Origin of the sequence: Chryseobacterium sp. NFX27 (assembly GCF_049887855.1) — a bacterium.
In the GTDB taxonomy this organism is placed as follows: domain Bacteria; phylum Bacteroidota; class Bacteroidia; order Flavobacteriales; family Weeksellaceae; genus Chryseobacterium.
Genome location: NZ_JAGEKK010000033.1, coordinates 1 through 16,078 on the forward strand (window position 1 = coordinate 1; position 16,078 = coordinate 16,078).

The 16,078-nt window shown below is 37.1% G+C and carries 10 protein-coding genes; 9 read left to right on the forward strand and 1 reads right to left on the reverse strand.

Going from position 1 to position 16,078, the window contains the following annotated elements; translation table 11 throughout:
* Window positions 1–833: 833 nt before the first annotated feature.
* Window positions 834–1,652 carry a DUF4197 domain-containing protein gene (locus J4Q03_RS21090; protein WP_426050072.1) on the reverse strand — a complete coding sequence of 273 codons (819 nt, stop codon included), beginning with the start codon at window positions 1,650–1,652 and terminating at the stop codon, window positions 834–836.
* Between the two features lie 102 nt (window positions 1,653–1,754).
* Here J4Q03_RS21090 and J4Q03_RS21095 point away from each other — a divergent pair, with 102 nt between their 5' ends.
* The 9 genes from J4Q03_RS21095 (at window position 1,755) to dacB (ending at window position 15,944) form a co-directional block, all read left to right on the forward strand.
* Window positions 1,755–4,013, forward strand: a complete 2,259-nt coding sequence (locus tag J4Q03_RS21095) for a family 20 glycosylhydrolase (RefSeq protein ID WP_426050073.1) — start codon at window positions 1,755–1,757, stop codon at window positions 4,011–4,013.
* Window positions 4,014–4,158: 145 nt separating this feature from the next.
* A complete protein-coding gene (locus J4Q03_RS21100) occupies window positions 4,159–5,151 on the forward strand; it encodes an isoaspartyl peptidase/L-asparaginase family protein (protein WP_426050074.1) in 993 nt (330 codons plus the stop codon).
* 121 nt (window positions 5,152–5,272) lie between these two features.
* Window positions 5,273–5,821 (forward strand): hypothetical protein, encoded by a 549-nt coding sequence (locus J4Q03_RS21105; RefSeq protein WP_426050075.1) that lies wholly within the window; start codon window positions 5,273–5,275, stop codon window positions 5,819–5,821.
* A gap of 21 nt (window positions 5,822–5,842) precedes the next feature.
* Window positions 5,843–6,505, forward strand: coding sequence for a copper homeostasis protein CutC (locus J4Q03_RS21110; protein WP_426050076.1), 663 nt, complete (start codon window positions 5,843–5,845; stop codon window positions 6,503–6,505).
* A gap of 966 nt (window positions 6,506–7,471) precedes the next feature.
* Window positions 7,472–7,858, forward strand: a complete 387-nt coding sequence (locus J4Q03_RS21115; RefSeq protein ID WP_426050077.1) for a GxxExxY protein — start codon at window positions 7,472–7,474, stop codon at window positions 7,856–7,858.
* Window positions 7,851–10,337, forward strand: a complete 2,487-nt coding sequence (locus J4Q03_RS21120) for a beta-mannosidase (protein ID WP_426050078.1) — start codon at window positions 7,851–7,853, stop codon at window positions 10,335–10,337. Before J4Q03_RS21115 ends, J4Q03_RS21120 begins: the two co-directional genes overlap by 8 nt.
* A 117-nt stretch (window positions 10,338–10,454) precedes the next feature.
* Window positions 10,455–11,366, forward strand: a complete 912-nt coding sequence (locus J4Q03_RS21125) for an AEC family transporter (RefSeq protein WP_426050079.1) — start codon at window positions 10,455–10,457, stop codon at window positions 11,364–11,366.
* Between the two features lie 500 nt (window positions 11,367–11,866).
* Entirely contained in the window at window positions 11,867–14,314 is a 2,448-nt protein-coding gene (gene priA, locus J4Q03_RS21130; RefSeq protein WP_426050080.1) for a replication restart helicase PriA, read from the forward strand.
* A 160-nt stretch (window positions 14,315–14,474) separates the two neighbouring features.
* Window positions 14,475–15,944 (forward strand): D-alanyl-D-alanine carboxypeptidase/D-alanyl-D-alanine endopeptidase, encoded by a 1,470-nt coding sequence (gene dacB / locus J4Q03_RS21135; protein ID WP_426050081.1) that lies wholly within the window; start codon window positions 14,475–14,477, stop codon window positions 15,942–15,944.
* Window positions 15,945–16,078: the final 134 nt, after the last annotated feature.

Genomic DNA, 16,078 nt, shown 5'->3' on the forward strand with positions numbered 1-16,078 from the left:
AAGTACATCTAAAAAATAATGTGAAATTAAAAACCTATAAAAAACAAAATCAGAATAGAAAAATTCCTACTCTGATTTAATTATATTTGGGTAATAAACCTAGTCAACCTTTTTCAGGACTAGTCAGATAATGTTTTTTGAGCCATTCTAACCGACATAGGAAAATGTAGCGTTAAGAAAATAAAACCTGTGAACGTTAAGAAAATTCTAGTGTTTGAAGCGCGAGACAAATTTTGAACCGAAGAACAAATAATGAATTCGCGCAAGTTTTAGAATTTTTAGAGATCAGGATTTATTTTTAGCGGAAGTTTCCAAGTCTTGAATTTTTGTTTCATTTGTTTCAAGACAAAAGAAAGAATATAATCAGAAGATTTTTTTCTCTCGCCGATTTATCAGATGACGCCGATTTTTCTCACTGTAAATTTAAAGAATGGTAAATGTTCTCAAAAAGTGTTATGGAAACACTACTCAACCGACATAGGAAAATGTAGCGTTAAGAAAATAAAACCTGTGAACGTTAAGAAAATTCTAGTGTTTGAAGCGCGAGACAAATTTTGAACCGAAGAACAAATAATGAATTCGCGCAAGTTTTAGAATTTTTAGAGATCAGGATTTCTTTTTAGCGGAAATTTCCAGGTCTTGAATTTTTGTTTCTTTTGTTTCAGACAAAAGAAAGAATATAATCAGAAGATTTTTTTCTCTCGCCGATTTAGCAGATAGCACAAATCTTTTTATTATAACAAAGAAAAACTGTCTCAAAATGAAACAGTTTTTATACTTTAAAATTATCTTAGAATAAATAAATAGATTATAAAACTAAGTTTTACCTTCATTTATTTCCCGTCTTGTGCCCCAAAAACCTTCTGTAAAATAGAAGTTGTTCTCATCGCCGGAGTGTTTCGGATCCCGCTTTCTTTATCAGCCACCATTTTAAATACACCGTTAATAGTTTCAGTTGTCACATATTCATTAAGATCGGTTGTTACAGATTGTCCTGTAAAAGTGTTGTATTTTGAAATCAGGTTTTTCCATACCGTATCTGCACCCACCTTACCTAGCGAGGCCTTCACTTTTGGCTGAAAAGCTGTGAAAAGCTGACTTTGCGTTTTGGTCTGTAAATAATTGGTTGCTGCATTATCACTGCTTAATAAAATATTTTTAGCATCCGTGATCGTCATCGAGGTAATTGCTTTGGTAAAAATAGGAGCGGCTTCTGTAACTGCGTCTTCGGCAGCCCTGTTTAATAATTTCACCCCTTCATCAGCCAGGCTTCCCATTCCCAGAGAACGCAGCGTAGTATCAACCTTTCTTAATTTTTCAGGCATTAAAATTTTTACTGCTTCATTCTTTAAGAATCCGTCTGTTAAAGCCAGCTTCTTTACGCCATCAGTTACCCCAAGGCTTAACGCTTCCTTTAAGCCGGAAGAAATCTGTGTTGAGGTTAAATTTCCCAGATTGACAGGAGAAGCTTGGGTTGGGGTAGTTGTAGTGGGATTAGCTGTAGTGGTTGTTGTAGAACTTTTAGGTTTCGATGGATTATCAAGATCAACACCGGTTTTTGTTTTAACGGTAGATTTGATAATGTCTAAGAGCTGTGCCTGTGAAGAAACTGAAAATAATAGGGCAGCAGCGAATAGAATATTTTTTCTCATTGTATCTTTTTTGCAAATTTAGATGTTTTATTATTTAATAAGTTAAATCACCAAAGAGTTTTAGAAAATAATTATATTAGCTAAAACCTTAATCCTATCTAAATGCGACGTTTTCTTTTTATGTTTTCTGCTATTTTTTCCACAGTTTTTCATGCTCAGAAAAAGCCTGATTTGATCCCTTATCCCCAAAGCGTAACCATGCAGAAAGGTAAGTTTGTTATTCCTGAGACGCTGATATTGAATGACAAACTTCCAAAAGAAGAAACTGAGTATTTCAAAAAACGTCTTGGCTCCCAGGTTAAATTTCAGAACAGTAATAAGATAGAGGGAACTCATCTGGTATACGTTTCAATGCCAAAACACAAAAATCCTGAAGAATATAAAGAAAAATACCGTATTAACATTTCCCCAAAAGAGATTTTTATATCTGCTTATACAGATCAGGGCTATTTTCTGGCACTTCAGACTTTGATACAATTATTTGAAGAATATAAAGATGATAAAGCTATTCCTGCCATGGAAATCAATGATTATCCCAAATTTGCCTGGAGGGGAATGCACCTGGATGTCTGTCGCCATTTTTTCAGTGTTGATGAAGTAAAACAGTACATTGATTATCTTGCCATGTACAAGCTGAATACTTTCCACTGGCACCTTACAGACGATCAGGGCTGGAGAATTGAAATTAAGAAGTATCCGAAACTGACTGAAATAGGTTCAAAACGTAAAGAATCAATGGTTGGTGCTTACGTAGACAATACATTTGACGGAAAGCCTTACGGCCCCTATTTCTATACACAGGAGCAGATTAAAGAAGTCGTTCAATATGCTCAACAGAGACATATTACCGTAGTGCCGGAAATTGAAATGCCGGGCCACGCCTTAGCTGCCTTGTCAGCATATCCGGAGCTTGCGTGTACAAAAGGTCCCTTTGAATCTGCTACAAAGTGGGGTGTTTTTGACGATGTTTTCTGTCCGAAAGAAGAAACATTCACATTCCTGGAAAATGTTCTTGACGAAGTCATTGCATTATTTCCGTCCCAGTACATTCACATTGGTGGTGATGAATGTCCGAAAACAAGATGGAAAGAATGTGCCCACTGTCAGGAATTGATCAAAAAGAATAATCTGAAAGACGAACATGGCCTGCAGAGCTATTTCATCCACAGAATTGAAAAGTACGTGAACAGCAAAGGCAGAAAGATCATTGGCTGGGACGAAATTCTCGAAGGAGGTTTAGCTCCCAACGCTGCTGTTATGAGCTGGACAGGCGTGAATGGAGGAATAGAAGCCGCAAAATCTTCACATTTCGCAGTAATGACACCGGGTGCCTATTGCTATTTTGATCATTACCAGGGAGACCCACAGTCAGAGCCTAATGCTTTCGGTGGATTTACGCCTTTAGATAAAGTCTATTCTTATAATCCCATTCCTGCAGAGCTGAATGCAGAACAGGCTAAATATATTTTAGGTGTTCAGGCTAATTTATGGACAGAATATATCACTGATTTTAAGCAGGTACAGTACATGATATTTCCAAGACTGATGGCCCTTTCAGAAGTGGCATGGGGAACGGCAGATCCTAAGAATTATAAGGAGTTTGAAAACAGGGTAATCAGACAGTTCAAAGTTCTCGACAAAATGAAGGTGAATTATGCAAAAAGCATTTACAATATCTCCGGAAAGGTACTTCCTGCCAACAACGGTATTGCTTACGAACTTACAGTGTCGCAAAATCCCAAAGGAATCCGGTATACCACAGACGGAACAGAACCCTCTATCAATTCACCGGTTTATCAGGGGCCTGTTGCTGTTTCGAAATCTCTAACCGTTAAATCCGCTTATTTTGAAGAAGGAAAGCTTAAAAGTGCGGTCTCTACACAGGAATTTACAGTTTCAAAAACAACAGGAAAAAAAATAACACTGGAACAGCAGCCAAGTGAAAACTATTCTTTTGGCGGAGCTTTTACCCTCGTGGACGGGATTATCGGAAACACAAGACAGCTTGGGAAAACATGGCTGGGTTTTCAGGGAAAAGATGTTGTTGCAACCATTGATCTTGGGCAGAAAACAGCCTTTTCAGAAGTTTATTTTAATACCCTGGAAAATAAAGGAAGCTGGATCCACCTGGCGAAATCTGCACAGGTCTTTGTTTCAGATGATGGAAAGAATTTTAAAATGATCAAAGAGATAGGAAAAGATGAGATCCAAAGCTCAAAAGGAAAAATAAGGCTGAATATTGGAAACCAGAACTCCAGATACATTAAACTAAAAGTAGAAAATGCAGGTATTATTCCTGCCGGAAATCCCGGAGCAGACTCAAAAGCGTGGCTGTTTGTAGATGAAATAGGGGCAAATTAGTCATAAAGCCAAATATAACATGTAAAATACTATTCAACTATAGCATTGAACATAAAAAATAAAGGACCATAGTGTACATTCTATGGTCTTTTTCCTTTTCAGCTAGCAGGAAAATTGCTAATTTGGGAGTCAAATATATCTAAACATGCAAAGTAGACGAAACTTCATTAAAAAAACGGCTGCAGCTTCCCTGGCACTTGCCGTAAATCCGCTGGATCTCATCGCCGGAGAATTGCCGGAGAACCAAGCAATAGCTGGCAAACCTATTGTTCTTTCCACCTGGAATTTCGGACTGAAAGCCAACGAAGAAGCCTGGACCATCCTTGGAAAAGGCGGAAAAGCACTGGATGCCGTGGAAAAAGGAGTCCGTCTCGTAGAATTGGATCCTAATGAAAGAAGTGTCGGCTATGGCGGACGCCCGGACAGGGATGGCAGGGTAACCCTTGATGCCTGTATTATGGACGAAAATTACAATATTGGATCAGTAGCCTGTTTAGAATATGTTAAAAACCCTATTTCCGTGGCGAGAGCCGTTATGGAAAAAACACCACATGTTATGCTGGTTGGCGATGGAGCGTTGCAGTTTGCATTATCACAGGGCTTTAAAAAAGAAAACCTTCTTACTCCAGAGTCCGAAAAAGAATGGAAAGAATGGCTGAAAACCAGCGAATATAAGCCGGTTGCCAATATTGAAAACCATGATACCATCGGGATGATCGCTCTGGATGCGCAGGGAAATCTTTCCGGAGCCTGTACCACCAGTGGTATGGCTTTTAAAATGCATGGCAGGGTAGGAGATTCTCCCATTATTGGGGCAGGCTTATTTGTTGACAATGAAGTGGGAGCTGCTACAGCTACCGGGCATGGCGAAGAAGTGATCCGCACTGTCGGGACCCATCTGGTAGTTGAATTGATGCGGCAGGGAAGAAATCCTCAGCAGGCCTGTAAAGAAGCTGTAGAAAGAATTGTGAAAATTGCCCAGAGAAGAAATAAAAATCTCAAAGATATTCAGGTTGGTTTTATAGCCTTAAATAAAAAAGGGGAATACGGTTCTTACTGCATTCAGGATGGGTTTAATTACGCCGTCTATGACCAGAAAGGAAACCGTTTGGAAAAACCTGAATTTGCATTGAAATAATAAAAGCTTTACGATCAAAATCAATCAATAGGTAATCAATTTATTTAAGATATATCAATTTTTCAGCTTGAAAATTCAATAGAAACGGGCTTTAGCCCGTTTTCAAAATATCAATAGGAATATGAAAAAAATAATCATTGCGTCTTTATTTTTAATGGCAGCATGTAAAGGAGAAAAGAAGAAAGAGGCTGTTATACAGAAGGAACCTCTTCCAAAAGAGATGGCAGCAGCAGAAAATAAGCCCAATGAATCTGAAGAAGCAAAAAAATGGCTGGGAAAAAGTATTAAGAATTACTTTAAAGAAGACCTGAGAAGTCTGGATAAAGAAATGCAGAAAATAACAACCCAAGAATATTACGAGTACAAAACGGATGCAATGAATGTTGATATGGATGTTGACGGAAGCCTTACCTTAAAAGAATTTCAGAACAAATGGAAAGGTAAGTTTGATACCGGTAAAGCTGGAATAAACTCAGGATTTCTTATTTCGGGACAGGACTGGATTAATATTGAGGTTCGGAATTGTGACTTAAAATCCTCGTCAGACAATAATTATGTTTTTAATGTAGTCCTGGCTGATGATGGTTTTAAAGCTAAATATCTACGCCAAGTTAAAGTTATAAAAACAGATCATCAATTTCTGATAGCAGATGTTATTGAGGAAGAGTGAAAATTTAAATAAAAACGGAAAATGTCAAAAATAGAAATAGCCTGTTTCAATCCTGAATCTGCAATGACTGCATTTGAAAACGGAGCCGACAGAATAGAATTATGTGACGGATTGAATGAAGGCGGAACAACCCCTGACTTTGAAACAACAAAACAGCTCAGAGCAAAAATAAATATTCCGATTTTTGTGATGATCAGGCCCAGAGGTGGCGATTTTACCTATTCAGATGCTGAATTTGAACAGATGAAAAAAGACCTGTTACAGCTAAAGTCTCTAAAAGCAGATGGTTTTGTTTTCGGAATTTTAAATGAAAATGATGAGGTGAATATAGAACAGAACAGAATTTTGATTGAAATGGCGCATCCTCTTCCCTGTACTTTTCACCGTGCTTTTGACAGAGTAAAAGACCTTGAAGGTTCTTTGGAAAAAGTAATTGATTGCGGGTTTAAAACCATTCTTACTTCAGGGCAGAAGCCGAACGTTTCAGAAGGTAAAGAAAACCTGAAAAAACTGGTTGAGCTTTCCAATGGAAGAATAGAAATTCTGGTTGGAGGCGGACTTCGTTCAACCAATATTGAAGAGATCAGAGAATTTACCAATGCCGGGTATTTTCATTCTTCAGCAATTACAGACAGCGGGGCTTTTGCCAGTGCAGATGAGGTCCTGGCTTTGAAAAATAAATAATTTTTAACGCAAAGTTTTATTTTAAATAACGTTGAGTTGTGAGGGGAGCAAAGAATTGACTACATCATTGATGAAGCTAACTGGATGAAACGTTCGCTCAATCGAATCAATGTAATTGATTCCTCCTTTGCAGACTTAAAATATGTAATGTCTAAATGAATCTTTGCGTCAAATTATAGAATGTATTTAAACGCAAAGTTTTATTTTAAAAACGCTGAGTTTTGAGGAAGCAAAGAGTTGACTACGTCATTGATGAAGCTAACTGGATAAACGTTCGCTTAATCGAATCAATGTTAATTGATTCCGTCTTTGCAGACTTAAAATATGTAATGTCTAAATGAATCTTTGCGTCAAATATAGAATGTATTTAAACGCAAAGTTTTATTTTAAAAACGCTGAGTTTTGAGGAAGCAAAGAGTTGACTAGGTCATTGATGAAGCTAACAGGATAAAACGTTCGCTTAAACGAATCAATGTAATTGATTCCGTCTTTGCAGACTTAAAATATGTAATATCTAAATGACTCTTTGCGTCAAATATAGAATGTATTTAAACGCAAAGTTTTATTTTAAATAACATTGAGTTGTGAGGAGGCAAAGAGTTGACTACGTCATTAATGAAGCTAACTGGATAAAACGTTCGCTTAAACGAATCAATGTAATTGATTCCGTCTTTGCAGACTTAAATATGTAATATCTAAATGAATCTTTGCGTCAAATTATAGAATGTATTTAAACGCAAAGTTTTATTTTAAAAACGCTGAGTTTTGAGAAAGCAAAGAATTGACTACGTCATTGATGAAGCTAACTGGATAAAACGTTCGCTTAATTGAATCAACTTGTTGATTCCTCCTTTGCATTCCTTAAATCTAAGATGTAGATAATGAAAACTTTGCGTCAAAAAGATTTTCATTAAATTTAAAAATAATGATTTCAATATAAAATGCTAAAATATAAAACACAAATGAATGACAGAAAACGAACTATCCTACAAAATAATAGGAGCTGCAATTGAAGTTCATAAAACTCTTGGAGTTGGCTTGTTGGAAAATGCTTACGAAATAGCTCTGGCGTATGAACTGAAACAGCTTGGAATGGACGTGAAACAACAAATTTCCTTACCTTTAAAGTATAAAGAAGTTACAGTAGAAAATGCATATAGAATTGACTTAATCGTAGAAGGTAAGGTTATTATTGAAGTAAAAGCTGTTCTTGATTTGAATCCAGTCTTTTATTCCCAGGTTTTGACCTATCTGAAACTGACTAATGTAAAACTAGGTCTACTGATAAATTTTAATACTGAACTTATTAAATATGGGATTCACAGAATTGTAAATAAACTTGTTAATGAATAAATCTATCCTTTTTGCTTTCCTTTTTATTCAGACTATGATGGGTGCACAGATAACAGAACGAAGCTTGTCTTCCGAAAAATGGGAGTTCAAAAATACACAGGAGCAGAACTGGCTGGCTGCAAAAATTCCCGGTACTGTTCATCTTGACCTGATGGCTAACAAAATCATTTCCGATCCCTTCAAAGATGAAAATGAAAAGAAAGTACAGTGGATAGAAAATGAAGACTGGGAATATAAAACCAGTTTTAAAGTATCATCAAAAGAATTGTTGAATGATCATGCTGATTTTGTTTTTAACGGCCTTGACACCTTCTCAGAAATTTACCTGAACGGAAAAATGCTGAAAAAAACAGACAATATGTTCAGGAAATGGCAAATTCCTGTGAAAGAGTTCCTGAAAGCAGGAGATAATGAGCTGAAGATCAAATTCAGATCAGCAGTGAAGGAAGGAAAAGAACTGGCAAAAAAAGTTCCGTTTACCATGCCGGAGTCACCCAGGAGTTTTGTGAGAAAAGCTCAGTATCAGTTTGGATGGGATTGGGGTCCGAGATTGGTTACTGCCGGAATCTGGAAAGACGTAGAACTTCGTTTTTGGAATAATGCTCAATTAAAAAACGTAAAAATTGAACAAAAAAGCTTAACAAAACAACAGGCGGAACTCAACATCCAAACAGAAATTTTTGCAGATAAAGAAGGCGGATATTCTATTTCAGTTAATGGTCAGTCAAAGAAATTTCAGTTAAAAAAAGGAGGAAATAAAATTCATATTCCTTTTAAAATTAACAACCCAAAACTTTGGCAGCCCAATGGATGGGGTGATCCTAATTTATATGACATAAAAATTTCTCTGCAAAAAGGCTCAGAGTTCCTTTCTGAAAAAACTGAAAGAATTGGGTTAAGAACCATTGAATTAATTCAGGAAAAAGATCCGGCAGGAAAATCTTTCTATTTTAAAGTCAATGGAAAACCATTCTATGCCAAAGGAACAAACTGGATTCCTTCCGACAGCTTTTCACCCAGAATAACCAAAGAAAAATATCAAAAGCTGATCAAGGACGCGAAGGAGGCCAATATGAATATGATCCGTGTTTGGGGTGGCGGCATTTATGAAGATGATGAATTTTATAAAGCCTGTGATGAAAACGGTATCTTGGTCTGGCAGGATTTTATGTTTGCAGGAAGCTTTTATCCAGCTGATGAAGATTTTTTAAATAACGTAAAGGAAGAAGTAAAAGATCAGATCAACAGGCTTCAGAATCATCCTTCGATTGCCTTATGGTGTGGAAATAATGAAATTGATGAAGCTATTGTCAACTGGGGTTATCAGAAACAGTTCAAATACTCAAAAAATGATTCTCTTCAGGTTTGGAAAGATTATAAAAAGTTGTTTCATGAAGTGATTCCTACTACAATGAAGGAAATTCTCACTCCGGATAAAAATATCTACTGGCCGACTTCACCGTCTATCGGATGGGGACATAAAGAAAGTCTCACAGAAGGAGATTCCCACTATTGGGGCGTTTGGTGGGGAGAGCAACCGTTTGAAATTTATAATGAGAAAGTAGGTAGATTCATGTCAGAATATGGCTTTCAGGGAATGCCAAGTCTGGAAGCTATAAGATCTATGTTTTCCGGAAACCCGGATCTCAGCCTTCAGAACCCGGTTATTAAAGCTCATGAAAAAAATGCCAGAGGCTGGGATATCATCACTGAATATATGAAAAGGGACTATAAAACCCCTGCAGATTTCGTGAAGTACAATTATATTTCCCAGCTGCTCCAGGCCCGTGGAATGAGAATTGCCGTAGAAGCCCACCGCCGTGCAAAGCCTTATAATATGGGAACATTATACTGGCAGCTCAATGACTGCTGGCCGGTTGTTTCCTGGTCATCCATTGATTATTTAGGAAACTGGAAAGCCCTGCATTACCAGATGAAAAAAAGCTTTGAACAACAAGCCATTTTGGTTGAAGAAAAAGAAGGGTTTTTAAATTTTTATGCCATTAATGACGGACCGGAACATTTCAGGGATATTAAATTAGAAGTGAAAGCAGTACGTTTTGACGGTCAACTTTTAAAAGAAACAGTGGCAGACTTAAAAGGAAAACTATGGGATAGTATTCTAAAATTAAATCCTGTTGAAATTAAAAGTCTGATATCTGAATCTGATAAAAATAAAGTCTTTTTACACTTAACACTAAAAGACAAAGATGGGAAAATCATCGCTGCCAATCAGTATTTCTTTTCCAAACCTAAAGATCTCCAGCTGACAAAACCAGACATTAAGATAAAAAAGATCTCAGCAGACGAAATTGAAATTTCCACAGATGTTTTGGCGAAAGATATTTATCTGATAGGAGATACCCACTTCAGCGATAACTTCTTTGATCTCCTTCCCGGTACATCAAAAAAGATAAAACTTTCAAAACCTTTGGAAAATATCGAAGTGATGAGCCTTTGGGATACATTGAAAAACTAAAGTATCATAGCAGAAAGAAAATTTATACCATCAGCTCAATCTGCGAGAGTTTAAAAAATTATTTTTTGAGATTAAAACTGGAAAATCAACCGTAACTTTGTAGTATATTTCTTAAATATGATGGTCAATTTTGTTCTGATTGCAGTGTGCATTATTGCCGGTATGGTATTCAAAGCAACAAAATCAATCCATCCCGATGCGCACAAAGGCATCAATACCTGGATTCTGTACCTTGCGCTGCCCGCAGTTTCTTTTAAATATCTGCCAAAAGTAAAATGGACAACAGAAATGCTGTTTCCGATTGCAGCTACCTTTCTTATTTCTGTTTTCTGTTTCTTCTTTATGATGTTCTACTGTAAAAGTAAGGGCTATTCAAGAAGGTCCAGAAGCACAATGGAACTGGCAAGCGGCTACAGCAATACCTCCTTTATCGGTTTCCCTCTCATAAGTGCTTTTTATGGCGAAAGTCTTTTAAGTATCGCCATCATCTGCGATCAGACCATGTTTTTTGCCCTTTCCACATTAGGAATCATCGCGGCAGTAAAAGGAGGAAGCAGATCAGGAAAGGTAAGTGCAAAATTTATTTTTAAGAGACTGGTCACTTTTCCGCCATTGATAGGATGCATTGCAGCATTGATATTATCCCAATTTATTGATTTCACATCAGCGGAACCACTTTTTGATAAGCTGGCAGCAACGGTAAGTCCGCTGGCCTTATTTTCTGTAGGACTCCAGCTAAAATTCAACGGCTGGAAAAAGCTGATCCCGCAGATGTCCGTTTCCATGCTCTATAAACTGATCTTAGCCCCTGCCATTGTTCTGGGACTGGCTTTGCTTCTTAATATCAAAGGAGATGTGGCAAAGATCACTGTATTTGAAGCTGCCATGCCTACTGTTGTCACCTCAAGTATTATTGCGGAACAGTTCAGGCTCAATACCAAGCTTACCAATCTTATCATTGGTTTTAGTATTATTGTAGGATTCCTTACTTCTGCAGTTTGGTATCAGATAATAAACTTGCTTTTCTAAAGTCGGTATTCTGATTGATAGGAAATCGTCACTCAGAGCGAAGCGAAAGAATTTCAAAAAGATAATTGCTTTTTTAACGCAAAAGATTAACTAAAATCTTATTATTCAGTTTAGCAAAGAGGAATCAAGCAGCATTGATTTGACTAAGCGAACGTTTTATCATAAAGCTTTATCAACGGCATAGCTACGTCTTTGCCTTCTTAAAATCAAAGAAATCCCAAATCAGACCTTTGCGTGTAAAAACTATAGGGATTCACACAAAAAATGATTTATATACAGAGAATAGTCTCTCGCAGATTGCGCAGATCTGGCAGATGTTTGCGTTATTTTTTATCTGCTTAATTCGCTCAATCTGCGAAAGTAAAAAATAATTAAAAGTAAAACTAATCTATAAAAAAATCATTTGGGTATTCTTCCCTGCCATATCATTGGTGTATCTCAACAAAAAGATTGCAGTTCTCTGAAGAAAAATCTAATTTTACACTTTAATAATTTTCCCTTTGCAGTACGCCCAAATCGTTTTACCACTTAATTTAAAAGGATCTTTCACCTACAAAGTTCCCGAAGAGCTGATATCCCATATTCAGCCGGGAATGCGGGTATTGGTACCGTTTGGAGGGAAGAAAATTTATACGGGAATTGTTTTTGAACTTCATGATAACGCACCGGAGAATTTTGTTGCGAAAGAAGTGATCAGTATTCTGGATGATAAACCCATCCTTCCTGAAGAGCAGATCAACTTCTGGAACTGGCTTTCAGAATATTATCTGTGCGGACTTGGAGAAATTTACCGTTTTGCATTTCCATCTTCTTTAAAACTGGAAAGTGAAACCTATTTAAAATTAAAACCCAATATAACAGTTGATTTTGAAAACCTGGATGTCAATGAAATGTATCTTATTCAGGCTTTGGAGGTCCGCCAGCTGATCAACCTTACGGATATTGAAGCATTTATCCCTAAAAAAGATATCATCAAAACAATCAATTCCCTCATCGATCTGCAGTATATTGAAATTGATGAAAAAATTGCTGAAAAATATAAGGCTAAAGAAGTGGCCTATGTTAAGATCAGTGATAAGGTTTTAAACAACCAGAATCTTACGGATATTCTTTTAAAACTTAATAAAGCTCCGAAGCAGAAAGATCTTTTTCTGGCTATTTTAGAAAAGCAGACCGAGCATCCTGAAGTTCCCATTAAAAAAGCAGAGCTTTTTGAGGACGGATATTTCGGAAGTTCCCATTTTAAATCCCTTGCAGATAAAGGCCTTGTTGAAGAATATCACATGCAGAAGGACAGGATCGAAAGTTATGAAGGTGAAATTGAAGAACTGGAAGAGCTTTCCGAAGAGCAGAAAGAAGCTAAAACCGAGATTGATGAAGCCTTTGAGGAAGGAAAGAATGTATTGCTGCACGGTGTAACTTCATCAGGAAAAACCCATATTTATTTAGAGAAAATTGAAGAATATATACAGGAAGGAAAAAATGTACTGTTCCTCCTTCCCGAAATTTCTCTGACGAAACAGATTACTCAAAGATTAGAAAAAAAATATGGCAGGCAGCTTGGTTTCTATCATCAGAAATTAACTGATTTTGAAAGAGTTGAAGTCTGGAGAAGAATCAAGCAGAATGATATTAAAATTCTTATAGGAACGCGTAATGCATTGTTCCTGCCATTTCAGGATCTGGGACTTATTGTAGTGGATGAGGAACATGACTCTGCGTACAGGCCAAGAGAAGCTTCGCCTTATTTCAATGCTAAAGATGCTGCGCTGGTTTTGGGAAATCTTTATGGAGCCGGTGTAATTCTGGGGTCGGCAACACCTTCTGTGGAAAGCTATTATAACGCCAGAAAAGATAAAATAAAATATATTTTCCTGAATGAAAGATTCGGGAATGTAAACCTGCCGGAATATGAACTCATCAACTTTAAAGAAGCCCAGGAATCTAAAAAAGTGTCCGGAAATTTTTCTTTACACTTAGTTGATGAGATCAAAAAAACACTGGACGAAAAAAATCAGGCTATTGTGCTCCACAATCGCCGCGGTTATGCCAATGTGATTGAATGTGAAACCTGTGGTTATGTTAATTACTGTTCCAACTGTGATGTCGTAATGACCTACCATAAGGCAGCCAACGAAATGAAATGCCATTACTGTGGACAGAGAGCCTCCAAGCCGAGAACCTGCCCGAAATGCCACTCGGAAAATCTCAATGAAAGAGGAGTGGGAGTAGAGCAGATTCATGAAGAAGTATCCAAAATATTTCCTGACCATGAAGTGGACAGAATGGATGTGGATTCCATGCGTAAGAAGTTTGCGTATGAAAAACTGTACGAAAAAATAGAAGAAGGCGAAACAGATATTATTGTAGGGACACAGATGATATCAAAAGGACTCGATTTTGATCATATTGAACTTGTCGCTATTCCTAAAGCAGATTCTTTATTGTATGTCCAGGATTTCAGAGCGGAAGAAAGGGCCTATCAGCTGATTACCCAGGTTTCCGGAAGAGCGGGAAGGGTTTCCGGTAAAGGAAAAATTTTAATTCAGACCTATAATCCTGATCATTCTGTTTTTCAGCTGATCAAGATGAATAATCCTGCAAAAATTTACAAATATATCCTCACAGAACGCCAGAAATTTCACTATCCGCCGTTCACCAAGCTTATTATGATCGAGCTTAAACACAGGAAAGAAGACAAAGTGAACCGGGCTTCCCAGTTTCTGGGATCTATTTTAAGAAAATATCTTCCTGAAGAATGTGTTTTGGGACCGGAAAGAGCCCAGATTGCAAGGCTGAATAATTTATACCAGTTTCAGATTATGCTGAAGCTTCCCCGTGGCAAAAAGTATGATGAATTTAAAAAAATGGTTTTGTTAAGTCTGAATGAATTTGATGAAATCACTGCTTATCAAAGTATTAAAAAAGATGTTTTTGTGGATTTTTAACATTTTTTAACAAACTTTACACTCTTTTATAAGAACTCTGTAACTCTTTTTATAACAATAATTTCTACTTTTGGTCGTTCATTAAATGTTTGGTTCTTTAAACGGATGATTTAACTTATCATTTTTTATAGCGTCAAACTATGGAAACAAAAAAAGATAGATGGTAAATTACAGAAAATATATTTCAGGTGTAGCGGTATTGGCTTCTGGGTTTTTCCTTGCCCAATCTACCGTTTCTACAGTTCTTTACTCACAGGCATACGATAATCAGAAAAATACTTTGAATCTACCTTCTCCGGTTACCTCAATGGCGGAGAAAACGATTCTGTCGGCCAAAGAGCTTGTAGATATTAATGTAAACACAATGATGACGGATCCTGTGCTGAAAAATGCAACCTGGGGATTCGTAGTGTATGACCCCAAAACGAAGAAGGTGATTTCTTCGTATAATGAAAGTACTCCTTTAGTTCCGGCTTCTACTACAAAATTACTCACCACGGAAACTGCGTTGAACCTTTTAGGTGAAAACTACCGTTGGATGACACAGCTGGAATATTCAGGAACTATTGATGAAAACGGAGTTCTGAATGGTAATTTGTATCTCATAGGCAGCGGTGATCCTTCTTTAGGAACCAATAAAGCCGGGGCATGGTCTTACAGGGATATTATTTCAGACTTTATGGGCGGACTTTCGCGCGAAGGGATCAGAAAGGTAAACGGTGATATTATCATCCAGACAGCGCTTTTCAAAGGCAATATTACAAGGCTTCCGGAAAATGTTGTATGGCTTGAAAACAATAATTACTATCTGCCTGTAGGAACTACCCGCGAGATCAATCCTGCCAATGAAAAGCTGATTATGAAAAAATCAGGATTAACGTCTGAAAAAAAGTATTTCTATATGTCTCCTTACGCCAACCAGATGGTGTATGCAGAAAAATATGAAGGGGACGGAATTTTAACGACAAAGCTTCCCGATGCTCCGGCTTATCTAGCCAATTCTTTCAGAACAACGCTGGTAAAAAGCGGAATTGGTGTTACCGGTAAAGTAACCCCTAAAATGACAGATGCAGCTCCTGAGAGCAGAAAGCTGGTTTCAGCCTATAAATCTCCTACACTGGGGGATATTGTATTCTATACGAACCAGCACAGTGACAATTCTCTGGCAGAAGCTTTACTGAAAACAGTAGGTTTCCAGAAAATGGGTGACCAGACCTCGGAATCAGGAAGAATGGTAGTAACAAACCACCTGAAAGAGGAAAGTTTTGATATGATGGGACTGAATTATATGGATGGAAGCGGACTTTCAAGAAGCAATAATGTAACGCCGATTTCTCAGGTGAAGTTTTTAACATCTTTAATGGATGAGAAATACTATAAGACTTATTTCACTTCACTGCCGGTAGGAGGGCAGTCCGGAACACTGAAAAGAATGTTCATCGGTACCGGAAACGGACAGGTTTTTGCGAAAACAGGAACTTTAAATAAAGTAAAAACATTAGCTGGCTACCTGAAGACCAACTCTGGAAAAACGTTAGTGTTTTCTTTAATGGTAAACAATTATTCAGGATCTGTAGATATGGTAAAGAAAAGAATGGAAAAGATTCTTGAGCCGGCTCTCGATCTTTAAAAATATTATTTTGTCTCGTCCTGAAAATCCGATACAGATTAAAGGACAAAAATAAATAATTAAACCAGAGCAAATTTGTTTTTGCTTTGGTTTTTGCTTTTATAAGTTTTCATTTTGATTTCCTTTTGTTTATG

Excerpts from the sequence above, each read along its gene's own strand:
- J4Q03_RS21105 (WP_426050075.1), top strand. The coding sequence starts at position 5,273 with ATGAAAAAAATAATCATTGCGTCTTTATTTTTAATGGCAGCATGTAAA.
- J4Q03_RS21115 (WP_426050077.1), top strand. The coding sequence starts at position 7,472 with ATGACAGAAAACGAACTATCCTACAAAATAATAGGAGCTGCAATTGAA.
- J4Q03_RS21110 (WP_426050076.1), top strand. The coding sequence starts at position 5,843 with ATGTCAAAAATAGAAATAGCCTGTTTCAATCCTGAATCTGCAATGACT.
- J4Q03_RS21120 (WP_426050078.1), top strand. The coding sequence starts at position 7,851 with ATGAATAAATCTATCCTTTTTGCTTTCCTTTTTATTCAGACTATGATG.
- J4Q03_RS21125 (WP_426050079.1), top strand. The coding sequence starts at position 10,455 with ATGATGGTCAATTTTGTTCTGATTGCAGTGTGCATTATTGCCGGTATG.
- J4Q03_RS21095 (WP_426050073.1), top strand. The coding sequence starts at position 1,755 with ATGCGACGTTTTCTTTTTATGTTTTCTGCTATTTTTTCCACAGTTTTT.
- J4Q03_RS21100 (WP_426050074.1), top strand. The coding sequence starts at position 4,159 with ATGCAAAGTAGACGAAACTTCATTAAAAAAACGGCTGCAGCTTCCCTG.
- dacB (WP_426050081.1), top strand. The coding sequence starts at position 14,475 with ATGGTAAATTACAGAAAATATATTTCAGGTGTAGCGGTATTGGCTTCT.
- J4Q03_RS21090 (WP_426050072.1), bottom strand. The coding sequence starts at position 1,652 with ATGAGAAAAAATATTCTATTCGCTGCTGCCCTATTATTTTCAGTTTCT.